Source organism: Labrys sp. Lb11 (genome assembly GCF_057554225.1).
In genome coordinates this window covers 283,248-304,815 of record NZ_BAAJOT010000008.1, presented here as the reverse complement: position 1 = coordinate 304,815, position 21,568 = coordinate 283,248, and the positions used below count along the sequence as shown (strand labels likewise).

Sequence of the window (21,568 nt, the reverse complement as noted above, 5' to 3'; positions counted from 1 at the left end):
TCGATGCGCCGCATCGTCCTCGCCCTTGCCGCCGTCCTGGTGGCGTTGCCGGCGCTCGCCGTGCAGCCAGACGAGGTGCTGAAGGATCCGGCCCTGGAGGCGCGGGCCCGGGCTCTGTCGGCCGAGCTGCGCTGCATGGTCTGCCAGAACCAGTCGATCGATGATTCGGATGCGCCGCTGGCCAAGGATCTGCGCGTCCTGGTGCGAGAGCGCCTCGTGGCCGGCGACAGCGACGCCGCGGTCAAGGACTTCCTGGTGCAGCGTTACGGCGACTTCATCCTGCTGAAGCCGCCGCTGGAATGGCGCACGGTCGTCCTGTGGACCGCGCCCTTCGTGTTGCTTGTGCTGGGCGCGGCGATGATGCTCCGCAACGCCCGCCGCCGTCGGGCTGCGCCGGTGCCGCTCAGCGAGGACGAGCGCCGCGCCCTCGACGAGATCGTCAACCGGCAGGGCTGACGTCCCGGCACGAACTTCGACGACACGGGCCGACTGCGCACGGGAGCGGGAAATCTGCCGTGGCGCGCCGGACCGTCTGCGCGCTTTGGTCGTCGGGGACGAGCCGGGGCTGCGACGGTCGCGGTGGTGCCTTACCAAACAGTAATCCCGCGGACAAAGCGCCGTAATGTGATGGTCATCATAGTCTCCTCCAACGACGCGGTTGCGTCGCCTGGAATTCACAAGAATCCCTGCACAGGCAGGAGTGGAGCCGACCAATGATCCATCCCACCAATTCCTCCGCCAAGCCCGGCCTCCTGGCTCGTCATCGCAAGGCGCTGATGGCCGGCGTGTTCGGTCTGGGCGTGCTCGGCCTGGCTGCCGGCGACCTCATGGTCCAGCCTGCGACGCCGGCCTTCGCCCAGTCCCAGTCGCAGTCGCAAGCCATTGCCGGCCAGCCGATCAGCTTCGCCGACGTGGTGGAGAAGGTGCGTCCGGCCGTGGTGTCGGTCAAGGTGAAGACCCTCACCGCCGAGACCACGAGCGATGACGGCAGCGCCGGCCCCGGCATCTCGCCAGACGATCCGATGTTCCGCTTCTTCAAGCAGTTCGGCTTCGGTGAAAACGGCGGCGGCATGAACCCCCATCGTCCGCGCAAGCAGTTCGGCATGGCCCAGGGCTCGGGCTTCTTCATCTCGGCCGACGGCTACATCGTCACCAACAACCATGTGGTCGACAATGCCACCGAGGTCGACGTCGTCACCGACGGCGGCAAGACCTACACCGCCAAGGTGATCGGCACCGATCCCAAGACCGACCTCGCCCTGCTCAAGGTCAAGGACGACGCGAAGTTCCCCTTCGTCGACCTCGCTTCTCAGGCGCCGCGCGTCGGCGACTGGGTGATCGCGGTCGGCAACCCCTTCGGCCTCGGCGGCACCGTCACGGCGGGCATCGTCTCGGCCCGCGGCCGCGACATCGGCTCCGGTCCCTATGACGACTTCATCCAGATCGACGCGCCGGTGAACCGGGGCAATTCGGGTGGCCCGACCTTCGACCTCAACGGCCGGGTGATCGGCGTCAACACCGCGATCTTCTCGCCCTCCGGCGGCAGCGTCGGCATCGGCTTCGCCATCCCGGCCGACACGGTGCAGCGCGTCGTCAACGCCCTTCGGAGCGACGGCCAGGTGACGCGCGGTTGGATCGGCGTGCAGATCCAGCCGGTGACCCAGGACATCGCCGACAGCATCGGCCTGAAGAAGGCTGAGGGTGCGATCATCGCCGACGTCAGCCGCAACGGCCCGGCCTCCAAGGCCGGCCTGAAGTCCGGCGACGCCGTCACCGCCGTCAACGGCCAGTCGGTGGCCGGGCCGCGTGAGCTCGCCCGTGCCGTGGCCGCGATCAAGCCCGGCGACGATGCCGATCTGACGGTCTGGCGCGACGGCAAGGAGATCTCGGTGAAGGTCGCCACCGCCAAGCTGCCCGGCGACAAGCAGCTCGCCAAGGCGAACCGCGACAGCCAGGACCAGGCGAATGAGGATCATGCCTCGCTCGACAGCCTCGGCATCGAGCTGGCTCCGGCCTCCGCGGTGCAGGGTGCGGGCAACAAGGGCGTGGTCGTCACCGATGTCGATCCGTCCGGCGCCGCGGCCGACCGGCTGAAGGTCGGCGATGTGATCGTCGATGTTGCCGGCAAGCCGGTGAAGAGCGTCGCCGACGTCAAGGACGGCATCGACTCCATGGTGGCGGACGGCCGCAAGACCGTGCTGCTGCGTGTCACCAACGGCGACAGCGTGCGCTTCGTCGCCGTCCCGGTCGCCAAGGGCTGACGCAACCGAACCCGGGGTCCGCCGGCGACACGCCCCCACGCACGTCGGCGACCCAGCGGTGAACGGCAGGCCAACCCCCGGCCTGCCGTTTTTTTTGAGGTTGGGCTACAATGTCGGACATGCGGATTCTGATTGTCGAGGATGACCGCGAGGCGGCATCCTATCTTCTCAAAGCCTTCACCGAGACCGGACACGTCGCCGACCACGCGGCAGACGGCGTCGACGGCTACGCCATGGCCAAGGATGGGCCCTACGACGTGCTCGTCGTCGACCGCATGCTGCCGCGGATGGATGGCCTGTCGATGATCGGCCGGTTGCGCGCCGAATCCTTCGACACCCCGGTGCTCATCCTGTCCGCGCTCGGCGATGTCGACGACCGCGTCAAGGGACTGCGCGCCGGCGGCGACGACTACCTGCCCAAGCCCTATTCCTTCGCCGAGCTGCTGGCCCGGGTGGAGGTGCTGGCCCGGCGCCGGCCGGGCAAGGCCGAGGAGACGGTCTATCGGGTCGGCGACCTCGAGCTCGACCGCCTGTCGCATGTGGTGCGGCGCGGCGGCGTCGAGATCGACGTCCAGCCGCGCGAGTTTCGCCTGCTCGAATATCTGATGAAGAATGCCGGGCAGGTGGTGACGCGGACCATGCTCCTGGAGAATGTCTGGGACTATCATTTCGACCCGGGCACCAACGTCATCGACGTGCACGTGTCGCGCCTGCGCTCCAAGCTCGACAAGGGCTTCGACAAGCCGTTGCTGCACACGGTGCGCGGTGCCGGGTACATGATTCGTGACGGCGCTCGGTAAGCTCGTCCGCACCACGGCCTTCAAGCTGATGGCCGTGTACCTGCTTGTGTTCACGCTGTTCGCGGCGTTCCTGCTCGGCTACTTCTTCTGGAATGCCCAGCGCCTGCTCGGCTCGCAGATCAACGGCACGGTCGATGCCGAGATCTCCAGCCTCGCCGACCAGTACAGCCAGGGTGGCATCGTGCGCCTGGTCGCCGCCATCGAGCGGCGCTCGCGCCAGCCCGGCTCCATGCTCTATCTCGTCATCACGGCCGAGAACGACGCGCTGGCCGGGAACGTGTCGTCGCTGCCCGACGACGTGTTCGACAAGACGGGCTGGAACGAAGTCCCCTATACCCGCTACGACGACGCCAAGGCGCGGACGCGCATGGCGCTGGTGCGCGTCTTCAAGCTGTCGGACGGATACAGGCTGCTGGTCGGCCTGGATCTGGAGGAGCAGTACCGCGTCCGCACCATCATGACCACGGCGTCGCTGTGGTCGGCGGCCTTCATCATCGTGCTCGGCGTCGCCGGCGGCTGGTTCGTCACCCGCCGCGTGCTGCACCGCCTCGACGACATCAACGAGACCAGCCGCTCCATCGTCCAGGGCGACCTGTCGCGGCGCCTGGCCATCGCCGGTACCGACGACGAGATCGACCGCCTCGCCACCACCACCAACACCATGCTCGACCGCATCCAGGAGCTGATGGCGGGCGTGAAGGAGGTTTCCGACAACATTGCCCACGACCTCAAGACCCCGCTGACCCGCCTGCGCAACCGGGCCGAGGAGGCGTTGCGCCTCTCGAAGACCGAGATGGAGTATCGCGAGGCCCTGGAGAAGACGATCGAGGAATCCGACGGCCTGATCGCCACCTTCAACGCACTCCTGATGATCGCCCGCGCCGAGGCCGGGCAGATCCAGACCGCGATGAGCGAGTTCGACGCCGCGGAGGTGGCGCGCGGCGTCGCCGAGCTTTATGAACCGGTAGCGGAGGAGAAAGGCGTCGCCTTCGAGGTCGAGGCGCCGGCGCCGATCGTCATCCGTGGAAACCGGGAACTGATCGGACAGGCCGTGGCCAATCTCGTCGACAACGCCTTGAAGCACGGTGCCGCCGGCGAGGCGCCGAAAGTACGGGTCAGCGCCGCCAGCGCCGCCGGCTTCGTGCGCATCGCCGTCGCCGACAGTGGCGAGGGCATCGCCGACGCCGATCGGGAGCGGGTGCTGGAGCGCTTCGTGCGGCTGGAGGCCAGCCGGTCGCGACCGGGGTCTGGGCTCGGCCTGTCCCTGGCGGCGGCGGTCGCCAAGCTGCATGGCGGCGCGCTGCGGCTGGAGGACAATGCGCCCGGCCTGCGGGCGGTGCTGGAACTGCCCAACCGGCCGGCCGCGACATGAGCCTCGCCGGGAGCCTCGTGGCGGCGCCGCTGGCGCCCGCCTCCAAGCAGGCAGCCACACGCCTGCGTGAGCTCGGCGGGGTGCTCGAAGCCCATCCCGAAGCCGGGGCTCTGCTGGCCGGCATCGCCGCCGGCTCGCCCTATCTGTGGGAGCTGTGCGTCGCCGATCCGGACCGGCTCGCGCGGCTGCTGGCAGGCGACCCCGTGGCGACGCTGGCAGCGGCCCTCGACGCCGCCCGTGCCGCCTGCGACGCAGCCGAGAGCCAGGCCGACGCCATGCATGCGCTGCGCCGCCTGAAGCAGGAGGCCGCGCTGCTGATCGGCCTCGCCGATCTCGGTGGCGTCTGGACCGTGGCGGAGGTCACCGCCGCCCTGACCCGTCTCGCCGACGCCGCCGCATCCTGCGCCCTGCGCTGGCTGCTGCGCGATGCGGCCGCGGCCGGGCGCATCCTCCCGCCGGATCCGGCCGATCCGGAGACCGGTTGCGGCCTGGTGGTCCTCGCCATGGGCAAGCATGGCGCCGGGGAGCTCAACTATTCCTCCGACATCGACCTGATCGTGCTCTATGATCCGGAGGCGGCGCCTCTGCGCGAGGGGCTGGAGCCGAACCCCTTTTTCGTGCGGTTGACCCAGGGCCTGGTGCGCATGCTGTCCGAGCGTACCGCCGACGGCTATGTCTTCCGCGTCGATCTGAGGCTGCGTCCCGATCCCGGCGCCACCGCCATTGCCATCTCGCTGCCGGCGGCGTTCGGCTACTACGAGAGTGTCGGCCAGAACTGGGAGCGCGCCGCCATGATCAAGGCGCGCGCCTGCGCCGGCGACAGGGCGGCGGGGGCCGAGTTCCTCGCCGGCATCGGTCCCTTCATCTGGCGCAAGCACCTCGATTATGCCGCCATCGCCGACGTGCATGCCATGAAGCGGCAGATCCACGTGCACAAGGGCCACGAGGACATCGCCGTCGCCGGCCACGACCTCAAGCTCGGGCGCGGCGGCATCCGCGAGATCGAGTTCTTCGTGCAGACGCAGCAGCTCATCGCCGGTGGCCGCAACCCGCTGCTGCGCGGCCGCGAGACCGTCGCGATGCTGGCCGCGCTCTGCGCCGCCGGCTGGATCACCGCCGAGGCGCGCGACGAGCTGACCGAGGCCTATGGCTTCCTGCGCGGGCTCGAGCATCGGTTGCAGATGATCGCCGACGAGCAGACCCATGCCCTGCCCGCCGACCGCGACCGGCTGGACCGCTTCGTTCGCTTTGCCGGCTATTCCAGCCGCGCCGCCTTCGCCGAGGCGCTGGTCCGGCGGCTGGAGACGGTGCAGCGCCACTATGCCCGGCTGTTCGAGACGTCGCCGGCGCTGGCGGGGAACGCCGGCAGCCTGGTGTTCACCGGCAAGGGCGACGATCCCGAGACATTGAAGACGCTGGCCGGGCTCGGCTTCTCCGCGCCCGCCCAGGTGGCGGAGATGATCCGCGGCTGGCACTTCGGCCGCTACCCGGCGATGCGCTCGGCCCGGGCGCGCGAGGACCTGACCGAGCTGACCCCGGCGCTGCTTGAAGCCCTGTCGCGTGACCGCCGGCCCGACGAGGCGTTGCTGGCCTTCGACGGGCTGCTGTCGCGGATGCCCTCGGGCTATCAGCTCCTGTCGATCCTGCGCAACAACACCCGCCTGCTCGACACGCTCGCCCGCATCCTGGCCGTGGCGCCGCGCCTGGCCGAGATCGTGGCGGCGCGGCCGCACGTGCTGGACGGGCTGCTCGATCCGGCCGGCGCCCGCGAGGGCGCGGACGAGGCGGCGCTGGCCGAACGCGCCCGGGCCGCCCTCGCCATTGCCGAAGGCTATGAGGACAAGCTCGACCTCGCCCGGGTCTTCACCCGCGAGCGCCAGTTCCTCATCGGCGCGCGCATGCTGTTCGGCGATCTCAAGCCGACCGAGGCGGGGACGCATATTTCGGCGCTGACGGGGGCCATGGTGCGCGTGCTGCTCGGCCTCGTCCGCGCCGAGCTGGCAGCGGCCCATGGCGAGATCCCCGGCGGCGAGGTCTGCGTGGTCGGCATGGGCAAGCTCGGCAGCCGCGAGATGACGGCGACGTCCGACCTCGACCTGATCGTCGTCTACGACCATGCGGACGATGCGGTGGAGAGCGACGGGCCGCGGCCGATCGCGCCGTCCGTCTGGTTCTCGCGTCTGACGCAGCGCCTGATCGCGGCGCTGTCGGTTCCCACCGCCCAGGGCGCCCTGTTCCCGGTCGACATGCGCCTGCGTCCGTCGGGCCGCAAGGGACCGGTGGCGCTCCATATCGACGGCTTCCGCGCCTATCAGCGTGAGGAGGCCTGGACCTGGGAGCACATGGCCCTGACGCGGGCCCGCCCTGTCGCCGGGGACGCGCCGTTGCTGGCGCGGGTGGAGGCGGTGATCACCGAAGTGCTGACCATGCCGCGCGACGCCGACCGCATCCGCCGCGACGTCGCCGAGATGCGCGCGCTCCTGGCCCAGGAGAAGGGTGACAAGGATCGCTGGGATCTCAAGCACGCCGCTGGCGGCATCGTCGACATCGAGTTCATCGCCCAGGCCCTGCAACTGCTGCACGGTCCGCAGCACCGGTCGATCCTGGCGATCGGCACCGCTGCCGTGCTCGACCGCGCCGCCGAGGCCGGCCTGCTGCCGCCCGGCGATCACGAGGCCCTGACCGGCGCCTGGCGTCTCTACACCACGCTGTCGCAGATCGCCCGCCTCTGCGCCGGCAGCCACAGCGGCCTCGCCAAGGCGCCGGACGCCCTCAAGGCCCTGCTGGTCGAAGCCTGCGGCGAGCCGGACTTCAAGGTCCTGGCCGCCGCCATCGCCGATCACCAGAAGGAGGTGCGGGCGATCTTCCGGTCGATCGTGGGGTGAGGGACGGTCGCGGCAGGGGTCAGAGGATGAACATGCCGGCGTCGGCGGAGGCGAGGTGGGCGAGCTCGACGGAGAAATCCGCCTTGCCGTCGCCGTTGATGTCGCCGGAGACGACGACGCCGGTGCCGGCGGCCTCGTAGCGCAGCTCGCCGGCATGGTGGCCGAAGGCGGCCGTGCCGATGAAATGGAAGGCCTGGTTGCCGGCGACCGACGTGTCGGCGTCGATGCCGGCGATGTCGACCCTGTCGCCCTGGGCGACGCTGAAATCCTCGATCACGTCGCGGTTCGCCGTGGCGGGGCTTTCGATCGTCGCCTTGAAGACGAAGGTGTCGGCGCCGGTTCCCCCGTAGAGGTGATCGAGCCCGGTGCCGCCGGTGATCTTGTCGGCGCCGCCCCCGCCCTTGAGCGTGTCGTTGCCTTTGCCGCCGAGGATGGTGTCGGCATAGGCGCTGCCGGTGATCGTGTCATTGCCGTCGCCGCCGTCGATCAGGCCGGTGACCTTGCCGATCGCCGAGCTGAACACGTCATTGCCGCCGCCGAGGTGGACGGCGCCGGTCATCGTGCCGGTGTTTGTCACCTTCTCGATGCCGTCGCCGCCGGTGACGGCGTTCAGCTTCGACGAGACGACGCCATCGTTGAGGAAGGTTTCCGTCTGTCCGGCCACCGTGGCCATGTGCACGGCGTCACCGCCCAGCGCCAGCGTGATGGTGCCGTTCGCGCCGTTCTTGACCAGGACATCGTTGCCCACGGTGTACACGCCGAACGCCCCGGCGGAGATGAGGCCGTCATTGGCGAGGGTGGCCTTGGCCGCCGGCGTCCCGGGATTGCCGTCGTCGTTGACGAGCGCCACACCGACGTTGCCGGCGATCGTGCCGAGGTTGTGGATCGTCGCCCCCTCGCTGGTCAGGGCAAGCCCGGCGCCGGCGCTTCCGAGGACGAGACCGGTATTCGTCACCGACGCGTGGTTGCCTTCGATCGCAATGCCGGCAATCGCGCCCGATGCGTAGCCGTTGTTGACCACGGTCGCGTTGTCGTCGGTGACATGGATCGCGTCGCCGCCGGCGACGATCGTATTGGTGTTGGTCAGGTTCGCGAAGGCGCCGTCGGCCAGGACGCCGTCGCGGCCGGCGCTGATGGTGCCGGCGTTCTTGAGCGTGTTGCCGTCCCCGTGCAGGACGAGGGCGTCGTCGTCGGATCCGTGGGTCGTGATGCGCCCTGTGGCGGCGATGCCGACGGTATTACCGCCGGAAGCCTTGAGTCCGCTGGTGCCCATGACGATCGCGTCGTCCTCGAGGCTGTCGGCCGTGCCGTTGAGATTGAGGGTATCGCCGAAGCCATCGGCTAGGATTGCCAGCCCCGCAGCCTGGGTCTGGATCGTGACGTTCTCAAAAACGGTAATCGTGTCTTGTGAACCGGTCGCCTGGACGGCGGCAACGACATCGCTGTTGACGAAGAGGTCCTGGGTAACGTCGATGTTGGCCATGATGGCAGCATCCCTTGCGGGGGAGGGGTGAGGGAGTGGGGGCTCGCTGCGCCAGGGGTGGGAACCGGCGACCGCCGGCCGATCTCCCCGGCTCCGCGCTCGCCGCACATAGACCTTTTCCGCGTCGGGACATGTGCCATTGCGCACGCCCCGGATCGGGCTCCGGGCGCGTCATGCCTGGCCGCTCGGCATGCTCGACGGAGCGTCAGTGCATCGCCGGCATCACATGTGCCATGGTCGGCGCGATCTGGCCGAGGCCGAGGCTGGACAGGGCGAGGGGCTCGGGGCCGGCACGGCGGCCGGCGCGGGCGGAAATCGGCACCGTCACCATCACCACGGTGCCGACGTCGAGGGCCGAGCGAATGCGCAGGGCGCCGCCATGCATCTCCGTCAGGGACTTGGCGATCGACAGGCCGAGGCCCGAGCCCTTGTGCGATTTGGTGAACTGCGCCTGGGCCTGCTCGAAGGGGCGGCCGAGCTTCTCCATCGCCTGCGGGGCGATGCCGATGCCGCTGTCCTCGACATAGATCGCCAGCTTGCCGTCGTGGCGGCGCAGGCGCAGGCCGATATGCCCGCCCTCGGGCGTGAACTTCACTGCATTGGACAGGAGGTTGCGCACGATCAGGCGCATGGCGCGGCGATCGGCCTCGAGCTCCGTGCCCACGGGCCAATGGGCGTGCACGGTGAGATGCTTGGCTTCGACATCCTCGCGCGCCGTGCGCAGCTGTTCGGCCAGCAGGCGGTCGAGGTGGAAGCGCTCGTGCTTGAGGGTGAGCTCGCCCGCCTCGATCTTCGACATTTCCAGGATGTCGTCGACGAAGTCGAGCAGATAGCGGCCGCTGGCCTGGATGTCCCGGCAATAGTCGACGTAGCGCGGTTGGTTCAGCGCGCCGAACGTGCCGCTGCTCATCAGCTCGGAGAAGCCGATGATGGCGTTGAGCGGCGTTCGCAGCTCATGGCTCATATTGGCGAGGAAGGTGGACTTGGCCCGGTTCGCCGCCTCGGCCTTGACCGTCTCCTCGGCATATTTCTCGGCGAGTTCGGCGAATTGCTGCGTCTGCTGCTCGAGTACCTGGCGCGAGCGCTTGAGGTCGGAGATGGTGGCGTTGAGCTGGCGCTCGCGATCGATCAGCATCTCCTGCTGGCGCTTGAGCGAGGTGATGTCGGTGCCGACGGAGACGTAGCCGCCGTCGCCGGTCTGCCGCTCGTTGATGGTCAGCCAGCGGCCGTCGGCGAGTTGGGCCTCGAAGGTGCGTCCCTCCCGCTCGCTGTCGGGGGCTGCGGCACGGCGCATGCGCACGACGGATTGGCACCCGGCCGCCACCAGATCGCCATGGCGGGTGCCCGGCCGCACCAGCGCGTCGGGCAGCTTGTGCAGTTCCTGGAACTTGGAATTGCAGATCACCAGGCGGCTGTCGGCGTCCCAAAGCACGAAGGCCTCCGAGAGCGCGCCGATCGCGTCGCGGATACGCTCGTTGGCCTGCTGGGTCTGTTCGGCGAAGCGGCGCTCCTCGGTCTCGTCGACGACGATGCCGATCATGCGCCGGCCGGTGCCGCCGGCGCCGACGACCAACTCGCCGCGGGCGCGCATGCAGATCCATTCGCCGTCGGCGGCGCGCATGCGGAAGCGGCGGTCGATCGGCTGCGGCGCGGCCTTGGCCCGCAACTCCCGCGCGAAGGAGCGCAGTCCGCCATTCTCGATGTCGACAAGCGACTCGATGTCGGCGTCGAGCATCAGGTCGTCGCGCGGCTCGAAGCCGAGCAGGGTGAACATCGAGTCCGACCAATAGACCCGGCCGCTCTCCAGATCCCAGTCCCACAGGCCGGAGCGGCCATGGGCGAGGGCGGTTTCCAGCCGAGTCCGCACCGCGTTGTAGGTGTCGTCGGCGCGGCGCGCCCGCGAAGCCTGCCAGTAATAGGCGATGCCGAGCGCCAGCAGCGTGGCGCCGGTGAGGGTCAGCAGCAGCACCAGCAGGGCCGTCCGGGTCTGCCATCGGTCGAGCACCTGGTCGAGCGGCCGGAAGGCGACGATGCGCAGTTCGTCGACCGTGTCCATGGCCGCGATCACCTCGGCCTCCCCGGCGAGGCGGGGCGCCGCGGCCTGCATCCTGCCGCCGGCCAGAAGAGCCGTGAGCACCGCCGTCATCGCGGGGTTGCGCGGCGGCGTGGTGGCCAGGACGGTCCCGTCGCGGCCGGCGATCGCGTGCACGACGCCCTCGGCCGGCGCCGGCAGGTGGTCGAGGATCGCTTGCGCCTGGGCGGCGCCGGTCCGGGCCAGCTGCGCCTTGGCGATGGCGACGGTCAGATCGAGATTGGCGGCGGTGCCGGCGACGGCCCGGTCGCGCGCCTCCAGGATCTGCAGGCTGGTGGCGATGACGATGGTCGACAGGAACACCACGATCAGAATGGGGACCGCCTTGTGCATGACGGGTTCCATCCACAGCAGCCGGCCGTGTGACGGCGACGTCAAGGTCTTTGCCAGGCCCCGGACGTGAGAGGGACGCAAAGACGCGCTGGCAACGCTGGCACGCGCCATAAATCGACCCCGTGACTGTGCAATTGGATTGTTCGCGTACAGACTTGCGAATCGTTAAAACTATAAGAATCAAGTGCGGACTGATTTGTCCAGAGTCGGAATACGAGGATTGTCGGCCCGATGGCTTGGTTTCGCCGCCGATCCTTCAGGACGCTCCTGCCGTTTGGCGCAGCTTTTCGCTGCCAAACTGCTATATCTGGGCCAGGATTACGATTTGTTAACCATATATAGGCTGCCGGCCAGGCTCCGTGTCGCGATGGCCGGCGGCCTGCGCGGTGCGCGGGCAGCCGGACGATTGCGTCTCAGGCGAGAGCGCGCTGCACGATGTCGGAGACGTCGCGCGACAGGGATGGCGCCTCTGCCAGGCGCCGCAGCGCCGCTTCGGCATGATCGCGCCGCTGCGGTTCCAGCGAGCGCCAGCTGCGCAGCGCGCTGACGAGACGCGCGGCGAGCTGCGGATTCCTGGGGTCGATGTCCAGCGTCACTTCGGCCAGGAAACGGAAGCCCTCGCCGTCGGGTCGGTTGAACTGGGTCGGGTTGCCGCTGCAGAAGGCGCCCACCAGCGCCCGCACGCGGTTGGGGTTGCTCATCGAGAAGGAGGGATGGGTCATCAGCCGCCTGACCCGGTCCAGCGTCGCCGCAGCCGGGATCTGCGCCTGCACCATCAGCCATTTGTCGACGACCAGAGGGTCGTCGCGATAGCGGTCATGGAAGGCCTCCAGCGCCTGCTCGGCGCCGGAGGCACCCGAGAGCGTCAGGATCGACAGGGCGGCGAAACGGTCGGTCATGTTGTCGGCCGTGGCGAACTGCCGGGCAGCCGCGTCGGGCGCGTCGGGACGGTCCGACCCGCAGGCCAGGTACAGCGCCGCGTTGCGCAGGGCCCGGCGCCCGGCGCCGTTGGCATCCGGGGTGTAGGGACCGGACATGGTCAGCCCCTCGCGCAGCTGCATCAGCCGGTCGTGCAGCGTGCCGCCGATGGCCCGGCGCAGGGCTTGGCGCGCCGCGAAGATCGCGTCCGGATCGACATTGGCGCCGATTTCGCGGGCGATGTCGGTCTCGCTCGGCAGAGTCAGGGTGAGGGCGGCGAAGGCCGGGTCGCGCAGCGCATCGTCGAGGAACGTGCCGATGGCGGCGACGAAATGCGGGTCGATCGGCGTGTCCGGCGCCCGCACCGATTTCAGGATCAGAGCCGTGGCGTAGGTCTGCGCCGCCTGCCAGCGGTTGAACGGGTCGGCGTCGCGCTCGAACAGGGTGAGCAGGTCGGCTTCGTCGAGGTCGGCGCTCAGCTTGACCGGCGCGGAGAAGCCGCGCAGCAGCGACGCCACCGGCCGCTCGGCGACGCCCTGGAAGACGAGGCTGCGCGAGGGCTCGGCGAGGGCGACGACGCCGTCGAACGGGCGGCCGTCGAGGATGAGCGGCAGGTCGCCCCGGGTGCCGACCAGGCCGAGCCGGACAGGGATGACCATCGGCTCCTTGGTCGGTTGACCCGGCGTCGGCGGCACGGTCTGTGCCAGGTCGAGGCGGTAGGTCTGCGCCTCGGCGTCCCAGTGGCCGGACGCTTTCACCTCCGGCGTGCCCGACTGGTGGTACCACAGCATGAACTGGTCGAGGTCGCGAGCGCTCGCCTGGGCGAAGCAGGCGATGAAGTCCTCGATCGTCACGGCCTCGCCGTCATGCCGGTCGAAATAGAGGTCCATGCCGGCCCGGAAGGCCCTGTCGCCGATCAGCGTCTTGAGCATGCGCACCACCTCGGCGCCCTTCTCGTAGACCGTGGCGGTGTAGAAGTTGTTGATCTCGCTGTAGACGTCGGGCCGGACCGGATGGGCGAGGGGACCGGCATCCTCGGCGAATTGCTGGCTGCGCAGGTTGCGCACGTCGACGATGCGCTTGACGGCGCGCGAGCGCTGGTCGGAGGAGAATTCCTGGTCGCGGAAGACGGTTAGGCCTTCCTTGAGGCAGAGCTGGAACCAGTCGCGGCAGGTGATGCGGTTGCCGGTCCAGTTGTGGAAATATTCATGGGCGATGATCGCCTCGATATTGGCGTAGTCGAGATCGGTCGCGGTCTCGGGCGACGCCAGGACATATTTGTCGTTGAAGATATTGAGGCCCTTGTTCTCCATGGCGCCCATGTTGAAGTCGGACACGGCGACGATCATGAAGATGTCGAGGTCGTATTCGCGTCCGAAGGCCTCCTCGTCCCAGCGCATCGAGCGCTTGAGCGCATCCATCGCATAGGCGCAGCGCCCCTCCTTGCCGGGCTCGACATGGATCTCCAGCGCCACCTTGCGGCCCGAGGCGGTGACGAACTCGTCGGCGACGCAGGCAAGGTCGCCCGCCACCATGGCGAAGAGATAGGACGGCTTGGGGAAGGGGTCGTGCCAGACGGCGAAATGCCGTCCGTCCGGCAGGTCGCCCGCCTCGATCCGGTTGCCATTGGCCAGCAGTACCGGCGCCTCGGCCCGATCGGCCTCGATGCGGGTGGTGTAGACGGCAAGCACGTCCGGCCGGTCGAGGAAATAGGTGATGCGGCGAAAGCCTTCTGCCTCGCACTGCGTGCAGTAGCAGATGCCCGTGCGGTAGAGACCCATCAGCTGGGTGTTGGCGGCGGGGTCGAGCCGGGTCTCGATGGCGAGCTCGAAGGACCCTTGCGGCGCCTGATGTAGGACGAAGCCGTCCGGCTCGGCGTCAAAGGCGGAGGCGTCGAGCGGCACGCCGTCCAGCGAGGCGCCGACGAAGGCGAGGGCGTCCCCCTGCAGCTCCAGCCGATGCCCGCCCTCTCCCTTCGGATTGGGGCGCATGGCCAGCCGCGCCACCACGCGCGTCGCCGCGCCGTCGAGGCGGATGTCGAGATGCACCGTGTCGATCAGATAGTCGGACGGTCGGTAATCGGCGAGGCGAACGGGGCCCGGAGTTTCGGTGCGCATGGGAGCAACCATTGATGAGTCCCGGGCACAGTAGGGGCCCGATGCGCGCAAGCCAAGCACACGATGCGGCTGCCTGTCCTGCATCGATCGAAGGAGAAACCGCAGGTCGGACTGCGTTTCCGTCGCCTTGGACGCCGTCGCTTTGCCGAGCGCCCGTCGGGCAGGCTCGGGCGGCACGCGGCCCGTACAGGCAGCCGCTGAGAGGCCTCCCCGTTCATGCCAGGATCGCATACTATGCGGGCAGCACGTCTCCGGCAGGGCGACACGCGTGGAATATAGGATCGGTCGCCGCGCCGCAACACCGCCCGGCTGGTTTGCCGTTGCCGCAATATCGGTCCGCGCCCCGCCGTGGAGCGGGCCGCCCGACCGTTTCAAACCGCCGCCGGGATTGGCCCGGCAGGCGGTGACGGTCGCCGGGTCGTTGCGGGAAGATGGACCAGCCGTCCGTACGTCAAGCGCACCAGCCACCGTGGGAGGAGGCAAGCGATGATCTTCCGCCAGCTTTTCGAGCCGGTCTCATGCACCTACTCCTACCTGATCGCCAGCCGTCGCGGCGGCGAGGCCCTGATCTTCGACCCCGTGCTCGAGAAGGTCGACCGTTACCTGCAATTGATGCGTGAGCTAGACCTGCATCTGGTCAAGGCCGTGGATACGCATCTGCACGCCGATCACATCACCGGCCTCGGCGCGCTTCGCGACCGCACGCACTGCATCACCGTGATGGGGGAACAGAGCAGCGTCGACGTGGTGTCGATGCGGGTTGCCGACGGCGACACGCTGCGGATCGAGGGCGTGAGTCTGGACGTGATCTACACGCCCGGCCACACCGACGATTCCTACAGCTTCCTGATGCCGGATCGGGTGTTCACCGGCGACACGTTGATGATCCGGGGCACCGGGCGCACCGATTTCCAGAACGGGGACCCGCGCGCGCAGTATGAATCGCTGTTCAGCCGCTTGCTGCGCCTGCCGGACGAGACGCTGGTGTTCCCGGCGCACGACTACAAGGGGGACACCGTCAGCACCATCGGCGAGGAGAAGGCCTTCAATCCGCGGCTGCAGGTGAAGTCGGCCGACGAATATGTCGCGCTGATGAACGGGCTCAACCTCGCCAACCCCAAGATGATGGACGTCGCGGTTCCCGCCAACATGCGCCAGGGGCTGCACCAGGAGGAGATCGCCCGCCGCGGCTGGGCCTGTTCCGCGCAGCAGGCGCTGGACCTTGTCGGACAGCCCGACGTGGTGCTGATCGACCTGCGCGAGAAGAGCGAGCGGGCCCGGCACGGCAGCATCCCCGGCTCCTTGCACGCGCCCTATCCCGAGCTGCAGGAGAACATCGGCGCAGGTGGCCTGCTCTACGAGCTGGCGCAGGCCACCCGCAGGCGCCTGCTGTTCTATTGCGCTTTCGGCGAGCGTTCCGCGATGGCCGTGCAGGCGGCGCAGGATGCCGGCCTCACCACGGCCTGCCACATCCAGGGCGGCGTCGACGCCTGGAAGAAGGCCGGAGGAGCGCTCGTCTGAGCCGCCCCTCGCAGGCCGGGGTGCTGGGAAGCCGCTCCGCGCATCGGCGCGGCCGTCAGCCGCCGACGACGACGAGGCGCTTGACCTCGCCCCTGAGATAGGCCTGCAGGAACCGGTTGTAGTCCCTGAAGGAGACGCAGCCGTTGGACTCGCCGCGCGGCCCGAGCAGATAGGTGTGCGCCAGCAGGCCGACGCGGCCATGGATGGCGCCGCTGCCGCCGACCGGGTTGAGACGCAGCGCCCGCACCCCGTGGAAGGGCTTCTCGCGCTCGGTGAGGTCGTAGGTGTGCGGCGGCGTCGGCCCCTTCATCGACACGTGGACCTGGCCGGGATCATCCATCCGGCCGCCCAGGCCGGAATGGGCCTCCAGCCGCTCGCCGTTGGGCATGGTCACCGTCCCGGCCCGGATGTTGTAGACGGCGACGCCGGCGGAGGGACTGGTGGTCCCGAAGCCGCTCAGCCAGGAGCCCGACTGCGGCGCGCGCACCGCCGGGGTGGCGTCCTGGGGCGAAGCATAGGCGAGGGCCGGCCCGGACGGCTTTGCACCGCCGCCGAAGAGCTTGTCGAAGAAGGAGCGGTTGTCGGGCTGGGCCGCCGGGGCCGGTTGCAGCTTGGCCATGCGCGTGCGGCGTTGGGTCGGCGGGGCGACGGTCGGCGGAGGGACGGCCGGCACCGGCTCGGCCAGCTGCGGCCGCTCGCGGATGATCGGGGAGGGTGCGTCGCTCGGCCGGGGGATCGGCAGGGGCACGTCCAAGGCCGCTTCGTCGGCCCTGGGCACCGGCAGCGGTACCGGTGTGGCGCTCTCCGGTTCGATCATGGCGACGACCGGCTCGGCCACGGTTTCGGCAGGGGCGTCCTCGGTCCGGGTCACTGCGGGAGCCGCGGCGGCGACCGATGCAGCCGGCGTCGGGGCGTCGGCCGTTTCGGCGGCGGGAAGCGCGGCGACGGCCGTGGACGGGCGCGGCGGACGCAGGCCGGCATAGAGCGGCACGCTCTCGGCCATGGTCTGCGGCGCGACGCCTGAGAGGAAGCCGGATGCCAGCAGCGGATCGAAGCGGCCGGGAGAAACGAAGCCGATCGAGGCGGTCCGGAACGAGACGTCCGCGTCCAGCAACGGATTATAGTGGTGTGCGGAGGGCGCTTCGAGCGAGGCAAGGGTCGCCGGCGTCGGTGCGGTCTCCGGCATCGGCGCGCGCCTGGCCGATGTGATGCGCAGATGCTTGTCGCCCTGCGTGGCGACGCCCGCCAGCACGGCGAACCCCAGCGCAGTGAGCGCGATCGTCTTCGTGGGGAAGCGGGAACCTTGTTTCCGGCGGCGGGGATGCGAGTCGAAGCCGTGTGGCTCGCTGGTCGTGTTACGCATGCTACGCACTCTCGGGCTACTCGATACGCCCTCCCGAACCGATGCGTGCCGGCCCTTGCCTTTCGGAAGACCGAGAGGCCGCAGACCCTCCCCCTCCGCCCTGTGGGCGGCGTCTGGAATGCCTGTTTCGTTCATCAAGACGCGCTCCGCGAGGGCCGTCTGTCCGGGTCGGAGATCAGTTCTGGGAAGCCCAATGTTTTGTTCAACTTTGATTAAGCACGCAGTGTGGTTAACGCCTCGTGAAACAAGATCGTGTTTTTTTCTTGAACAGACACCTGCGTCGGTGCGCTGCGACCCCAGAGCCCGACCTGACGGCCGCCAAGCTAAATTAAGGCGCGCTTCGACGGAAGCCGGCCTGGCACCGAGGCGTTAATTCGATGAGCCTGTGCGACGTTTCGGTGACACTTGCCTCATTCCAGGCCGATTTTCGCCTTCAACTCTGCGCTCCGCGCCACCGCCAGCACCGCCTCGGTCAGCGCCGCCGCCCGCCGGCTCATCGCGCCCTCGAGGCGGCCATAGATGGTGAACGTCGCCGGCTGGCCGACGATGCCCAGCGCCATGGCGGTGAGCTGGTCGGCGTCCTGCGGCGGCAGATCGCCGCGGCCGATCGCCACGACGAAGATGCGCTTCACCGCTTCCACCACGTTGCGCTCGGGTTCCCCGGGCACGTCGCCGAGATGGGCGTGCTGGGCCAGGAGCAACAGCGTGAACAGTGGGCGGTTCTCGTCGAACAGCGTGCAGAACAGGTCGACGACGGCGCGGACGATGGTCGCGAACGGCTGCGGCGCCCCGCCGGCGGCGACGATCCGGCCGGCGAGATCGGCATAGCCCCGCAGGAAGATCGTCCGTGCCAGGGCCTCCTTGCCGGGGAAGTGGCGGTAGAGCGCCCCCTCGGCCACCCCGGCCGCCGCGGCGATGTCGCGGATCGAGGTGGCGTCGATGCCCTTGTCTGCGAACAGGCGTAGCGCCTCCGCCTCGATCCGCGCCCGGGTCCTGGAGCCGTCGCGCATCAGGCTGCGGCCCCGAGCCTCGCGCGGATCTGCCGGTCGAGGCTGACATAGTCGGTCTTGCCGGAGCCGAGCACCGGCATGGCGTCGAGGACGATGATCTCGGCCGGCGACATCAGGTCGGGCGCATGCTTGGCCTTGAGATGGGCCACCGCATCGGCGCGGCTGGCGTCCTTGCGCGTCGTCACCAGCACCAGCCTCTCGCCCTTGCGCGGATCGGGCATGGCGAGCACGGCGATCGGCTCCTGCGGCCAGAGATCCGCCAGCGCCTGTTCGGCGGCGCTGAGCGACACCATCTCGCCCGCGACCTTGGCGAAGCGCTTGGCCCGGCCCTTGATGGCGATGAAGCCGTCGGCGTCGATGGTGACGATGTCGCCGGTGTCGTGCCAGCCGTCCGGCGGCGGCTCCAGCACGCCGGGATTCTCGGCGCGATAGTAGCCCGCCATGACGTTCGGGCCGCGCACGAACAGCCGCCCGCCCTCGCTGATGCCGCTCACCGCCTCGAGCCGCGCCTCCATGCCCGGCAGGATGCGGCCGACCGTGCCGTTGCGGTTGAACATCGGGGTGTTGAGGGCGAGCACCGGCGAGGTCTCGGTGACGCCGTAGCCTTCCAGGATGCGCAGGCCGAACTTCTCGTTGTAGAGCCGCCGCGTCTCCGGCTTCACCGCCTCGGCCCCGGCGATGACATAGCGCAGCGAGCGGAAGTCGTAGGGGTTTGCGCTCTTGGCATAGCCGGTGAGGAAGGTGTCGGTGCCGAAGATGATGGTGGCGTTCACCCCGTAGATCAGCTCCGGGATGATCCGATAGTGCAGCGGCGAGGGGTAGAGGTAGCATTTGACGCCGCTGACCAGGGGCAGCACCAGCCCGCCGGTCATGCCGAAGGAGTGGAACACCGGCAGCACGTTGAACAGCGTATCCTCCGGCCCGAAATCGATGCGGGCGGCGGCCTGGGCGCAGTTCGACAGGATGTTGCGGTGGGTGAGCACCACGCCCTTGGGGGCGCCCTCCGAGCCGGAGGTGAACAGGATCGCCGCCGGTTCCTCGGCCGCGACCTTGACGCGCTGGCGCCCGGCCGAGAGGAAGCCGCGGACCTTGTCCCAGCCGCCGATGCCGGTGCGGACATCCTCCAGCCAAACGATGCGGACCGCCTTCTCGAGTTCTTCCACCATGGCGGTCAGCCGGGCGCGCTCGACGAAGGCGCGCGAGGCCAGCACGGTCTCGATCTGCGAGCCGCGGCAGGCCGCCAGAATGTTGGCGATGCCGGCGGTGTAGTTGAGCATGGCCGGCACGCGGCCGATCGACTGTAGGGCGAAGTAGGTCACCGCCACGGCGTTGGCGTTGGGCAGGAGCACGCCGACATGCTCGCCGCGCCGCGTCAGGGCCTCGAGCTTGGCCCCAAGCACGGCGATGCCGATCAGGGCCTTCTTGTAGGTGAGCGTGCCGGTGACCGGATCCTCCAGGATCACGCGGTTCTTGCGGAACTTGCCGGCGGCAGCCGCGAAGGCCTCGAACACGCTGATGTCGACCGGCGTGGTGCGGAAGATCAGGTCCGACATCACGTCGTAGAGCGCCGCGCCCGCGGCCTGCCGCCGCTTCTTGCCGCGCAGGTCCGGATCGACGGCGAGCGTCGTCGGCGCGACGAAGGTGACCTTCACTTTCGGGAACCATTGCCGGGCCACCTGCTCGCCCGACAGGCGCGAGAACGGCGTGCGCTCCAGCCCCTCGATGCGCACCGGCACGATCGCGGCCTGCGACTTGTCGGCGATCAGGCCGGCGCCGTCATAGACCTTCATCAGGCTGCCGGTGACGGTGAGGCGTCCCTCCGGGAAGATCACCAGCGTGTCGCCGGCCTTGACCGCGTTGATCAGGGCGCGCGTCGCCATCGGCTTGGACGGATCGAGCGGATAGGCCCGGGCGAGCTTGAGGAAGGGCTTCACCCACCAGGCCTTGGCGATGGTGTGGTCGATGGCGAAGACGGGATCCTGGTCGAGCAGCGCCAGCATCAGCCCGGCATCGAGGAAGCTGATATGGTTGATCGCGATGATGCGCTGCGGCGAACTGGTCTCCAGGTGCTCGATGCCCTTGACCTCCAGGCGGAACATGAGCCGGTAGAGCATCAGGATGAAATCGCGCAGGGCATGCATCGGCAGGATGCGGAAGAACACGATGCCGGCCGCGATGTTGAGGACGGCGATGCCGAGGAGCAGCATCGGCGTCGATACGCCCAGGGCCTGCAGCCCCGCCAGCACGCCGGCGCCGGCCGTCATGAACAGGGCGGAGAGCACGTTGACGCCGGCGATGACGCGAGCCCGCGCTGCCTTGTCCGCCCAGGCCTGCACGGCGGCGAACACCGGCACGATGAACAGGCCGGCAAAGATCGCCAGCAGGGTGAGGGCGGCGACCAGGCGCACGCCCTGCACGTCGGCCAGGAAGGCGCCGATGGTGAGCGGCGCCTCGCCGTGGCTGGCATGTGCCGCCACCCAGGCGATGTCGAGGCCGGTCAGGCCCATCAGGATGGCGGCGACCGGCGTCAGCACCAGGATGATGCGGCCGGCGACGAGCTGGGCCGCCAGCACCGAGCCGATGCCGATGCCGATCGAGAAGGCGGTAAGGAATAGCGTCGCCACGTCCTGGTTGCCGCCGATCACGTCCTTGGCCAGCGTCGGCACCAGCGACAGCACCACGGCGCCGATCATCCAGAACCAACTGACGGCGATGCCGCCATTGAGCAGCTTGCGGTCGGCGAAGAGGCTGCGCAGCAGCCCGGTGGTGGAGCGGGCGATGTTCCAGTCGACCTTGAGGTCCGGAGCGGCCTCGCCGGTCTTGGGGATCAGGGCGGCCGAGGCCCAGCAGCCGAGGGCGATCACCACCATGAAGCCGGCGATGATCCAGCTCTCGATATAGGCCGGTGCGACGCCGCCGGCGATGATGCCGATCAGGATGGAGAGGAAGGTGCCCGCCTCGATCAGGGCATTGCCGGCCGGCAGTTCCTCCAGCTTCAGATGGTCGGGCAGGATGCCGTACTTGATCGGCCCGAACAGCGTCGCCATGATGCCGAGGCCGAGGATGCAGGCCATCAGGATCGGCACGGAATGCAAGGCGAAGCCCACCGCGGCGGCGGCGACGACGCCGATCTCCGCCATCTTCACCCGTCGCGCCACCACCGCCTTGTCGTAGCGGTCGGCGAGTTGGCCGGCGAGGCCGGAGAGCAGCAGGCCGGGCAGCACCAGCATGGCGGTCGCCACCGTGGTCAGCACCTTGGCCGTGTCGATGTCGAGCGCCGCGGTGGTGCCGACCCCGAACAGCACCAGGATGATCAGCGACTGCTTGATGAAATTGTCGTTGAACGCACTGAGGAACTGGCACCAGAACAGCGGCGCGAATCGGCGGGCCGTCATCAGCGAAGAGAGCATCGG

Annotated in this window: 12 protein-coding genes; 6 read left to right on the top strand and 6 right to left on the bottom strand. The window is 69.1% G+C overall.

Annotation, left to right across the window (positions count from 1 at the left end):
* The first annotated feature begins 3 nt into the window (after nucleotides 1–3).
* From AC27L4_RS28300 to AC27L4_RS28280, 5 genes are all read left to right on the top strand, one after another.
* Entirely contained in the window at nucleotides 4–456 is a 453-nt protein-coding gene (locus AC27L4_RS28300; protein ID WP_487145957.1) for a cytochrome c-type biogenesis protein, read from the top strand.
* A 257-nt stretch (nucleotides 457–713) separates the two neighbouring features.
* Nucleotides 714–2,261, top strand: a complete 1,548-nt coding sequence (locus AC27L4_RS28295) for a Do family serine endopeptidase (RefSeq protein WP_487145956.1) — start codon at nucleotides 714–716, stop codon at nucleotides 2,259–2,261.
* Nucleotides 2,262–2,371: 110 nt separating this feature from the next.
* A complete protein-coding gene (locus AC27L4_RS28290; protein WP_487145955.1) occupies nucleotides 2,372–3,061 on the top strand; it encodes a response regulator transcription factor in 690 nt (229 codons plus the stop codon).
* Nucleotides 3,045–4,433 carry a sensor histidine kinase gene (locus AC27L4_RS28285; RefSeq protein WP_487145954.1) on the top strand — a complete coding sequence of 463 codons (1,389 nt, stop codon included), beginning with the start codon at nucleotides 3,045–3,047 and terminating at the stop codon, nucleotides 4,431–4,433. Before AC27L4_RS28290 ends, AC27L4_RS28285 begins: the two co-directional genes overlap by 17 nt.
* Nucleotides 4,430–7,318: a bifunctional [glutamine synthetase] adenylyltransferase/[glutamine synthetase]-adenylyl-L-tyrosine phosphorylase gene (locus tag AC27L4_RS28280; RefSeq protein WP_487145953.1), complete on the top strand. Its 2,889-nt coding sequence runs from the start codon at nucleotides 4,430–4,432 to the stop codon at nucleotides 7,316–7,318. Before AC27L4_RS28285 ends, AC27L4_RS28280 begins: the two co-directional genes overlap by 4 nt.
* 19 nt (nucleotides 7,319–7,337) lie before the next feature.
* Here AC27L4_RS28280 and AC27L4_RS28275 read toward each other — a convergent pair whose 3' ends face one another.
* From AC27L4_RS28275 to pepN, 3 genes are all read right to left on the bottom strand, one after another.
* Complete coding sequence (locus AC27L4_RS28275) at nucleotides 7,338–8,801, bottom strand: calcium-binding protein (RefSeq protein WP_487145952.1); 1,464 nt, start codon at nucleotides 8,799–8,801, stop codon at nucleotides 7,338–7,340.
* A gap of 205 nt (nucleotides 8,802–9,006) precedes the next feature.
* Nucleotides 9,007–11,226: a PAS domain-containing sensor histidine kinase gene (locus tag AC27L4_RS28270; protein ID WP_487145951.1), complete on the bottom strand. Its 2,220-nt coding sequence runs from the start codon at nucleotides 11,224–11,226 to the stop codon at nucleotides 9,007–9,009.
* Between the two features lie 413 nt (nucleotides 11,227–11,639).
* Nucleotides 11,640–14,261, bottom strand: coding sequence for an aminopeptidase N (gene pepN / locus AC27L4_RS28265; RefSeq protein ID WP_487145950.1), 2,622 nt, complete (start codon nucleotides 14,259–14,261; stop codon nucleotides 11,640–11,642).
* A gap of 486 nt (nucleotides 14,262–14,747) precedes the next feature.
* On the opposite strand from pepN, the gene AC27L4_RS28260 reads away from it, so the two are divergent.
* Entirely contained in the window at nucleotides 14,748–15,782 is a 1,035-nt protein-coding gene (locus tag AC27L4_RS28260) for an MBL fold metallo-hydrolase (RefSeq protein ID WP_487145949.1), read from the top strand.
* A gap of 55 nt (nucleotides 15,783–15,837) precedes the next feature.
* Here AC27L4_RS28260 and AC27L4_RS28255 read toward each other — a convergent pair whose 3' ends face one another.
* From AC27L4_RS28255 to AC27L4_RS28245, 3 genes are all read right to left on the bottom strand, one after another.
* The gene (locus AC27L4_RS28255; protein WP_487145948.1) at nucleotides 15,838–17,145 is read right to left on the bottom strand and encodes a DUF2778 domain-containing protein; all 1,308 of its coding nucleotides are present in this window, start codon (nucleotides 17,143–17,145) and stop codon (nucleotides 15,838–15,840) included.
* Nucleotides 17,146–17,555: 410 nt separating this feature from the next.
* Complete coding sequence (locus AC27L4_RS28250; RefSeq protein ID WP_487145947.1) at nucleotides 17,556–18,155, bottom strand: TetR/AcrR family transcriptional regulator; 600 nt, start codon at nucleotides 18,153–18,155, stop codon at nucleotides 17,556–17,558.
* Nucleotides 18,155–21,565 carry an acyl-[ACP]--phospholipid O-acyltransferase gene (locus tag AC27L4_RS28245; RefSeq protein WP_487145946.1) on the bottom strand — a complete coding sequence of 1,137 codons (3,411 nt, stop codon included), beginning with the start codon at nucleotides 21,563–21,565 and terminating at the stop codon, nucleotides 18,155–18,157. The genes AC27L4_RS28250 and AC27L4_RS28245 overlap by 1 nt, the downstream gene beginning before the upstream one ends.
* Between the last annotated feature and the right edge of the window lie 3 nt (nucleotides 21,566–21,568).

Bases quoted from the DNA above. Each gene is read 5' to 3' on its own strand.
- AC27L4_RS28260 (WP_487145949.1), top strand. From the start codon at position 14,748: ATGATCTTCCGCCAGCTTTTCGAGCCGGTCTCATGCACCTACTCCTAC.
- AC27L4_RS28245 (WP_487145946.1), bottom strand. From the start codon at position 21,565: ATGCTCTCTTCGCTGATGACGGCCCGCCGATTCGCGCCGCTGTTCTGG.
- AC27L4_RS28290 (WP_487145955.1), top strand. From the start codon at position 2,372: ATGTCGGACATGCGGATTCTGATTGTCGAGGATGACCGCGAGGCGGCA.
- pepN (WP_487145950.1), bottom strand. From the start codon at position 14,261: ATGCGCACCGAAACTCCGGGCCCCGTTCGCCTCGCCGATTACCGACCG.
- AC27L4_RS28250 (WP_487145947.1), bottom strand. From the start codon at position 18,155: ATGCGCGACGGCTCCAGGACCCGGGCGCGGATCGAGGCGGAGGCGCTA.
- AC27L4_RS28295 (WP_487145956.1), top strand. From the start codon at position 714: ATGATCCATCCCACCAATTCCTCCGCCAAGCCCGGCCTCCTGGCTCGT.
- AC27L4_RS28270 (WP_487145951.1), bottom strand. From the start codon at position 11,226: ATGCACAAGGCGGTCCCCATTCTGATCGTGGTGTTCCTGTCGACCATC.
- AC27L4_RS28275 (WP_487145952.1), bottom strand. From the start codon at position 8,801: ATGGCCAACATCGACGTTACCCAGGACCTCTTCGTCAACAGCGATGTC.
- AC27L4_RS28280 (WP_487145953.1), top strand. From the start codon at position 4,430: ATGAGCCTCGCCGGGAGCCTCGTGGCGGCGCCGCTGGCGCCCGCCTCC.
- AC27L4_RS28255 (WP_487145948.1), bottom strand. From the start codon at position 17,145: ATGCGTAACACGACCAGCGAGCCACACGGCTTCGACTCGCATCCCCGC.
- AC27L4_RS28300 (WP_487145957.1), top strand. From the start codon at position 4: ATGCGCCGCATCGTCCTCGCCCTTGCCGCCGTCCTGGTGGCGTTGCCG.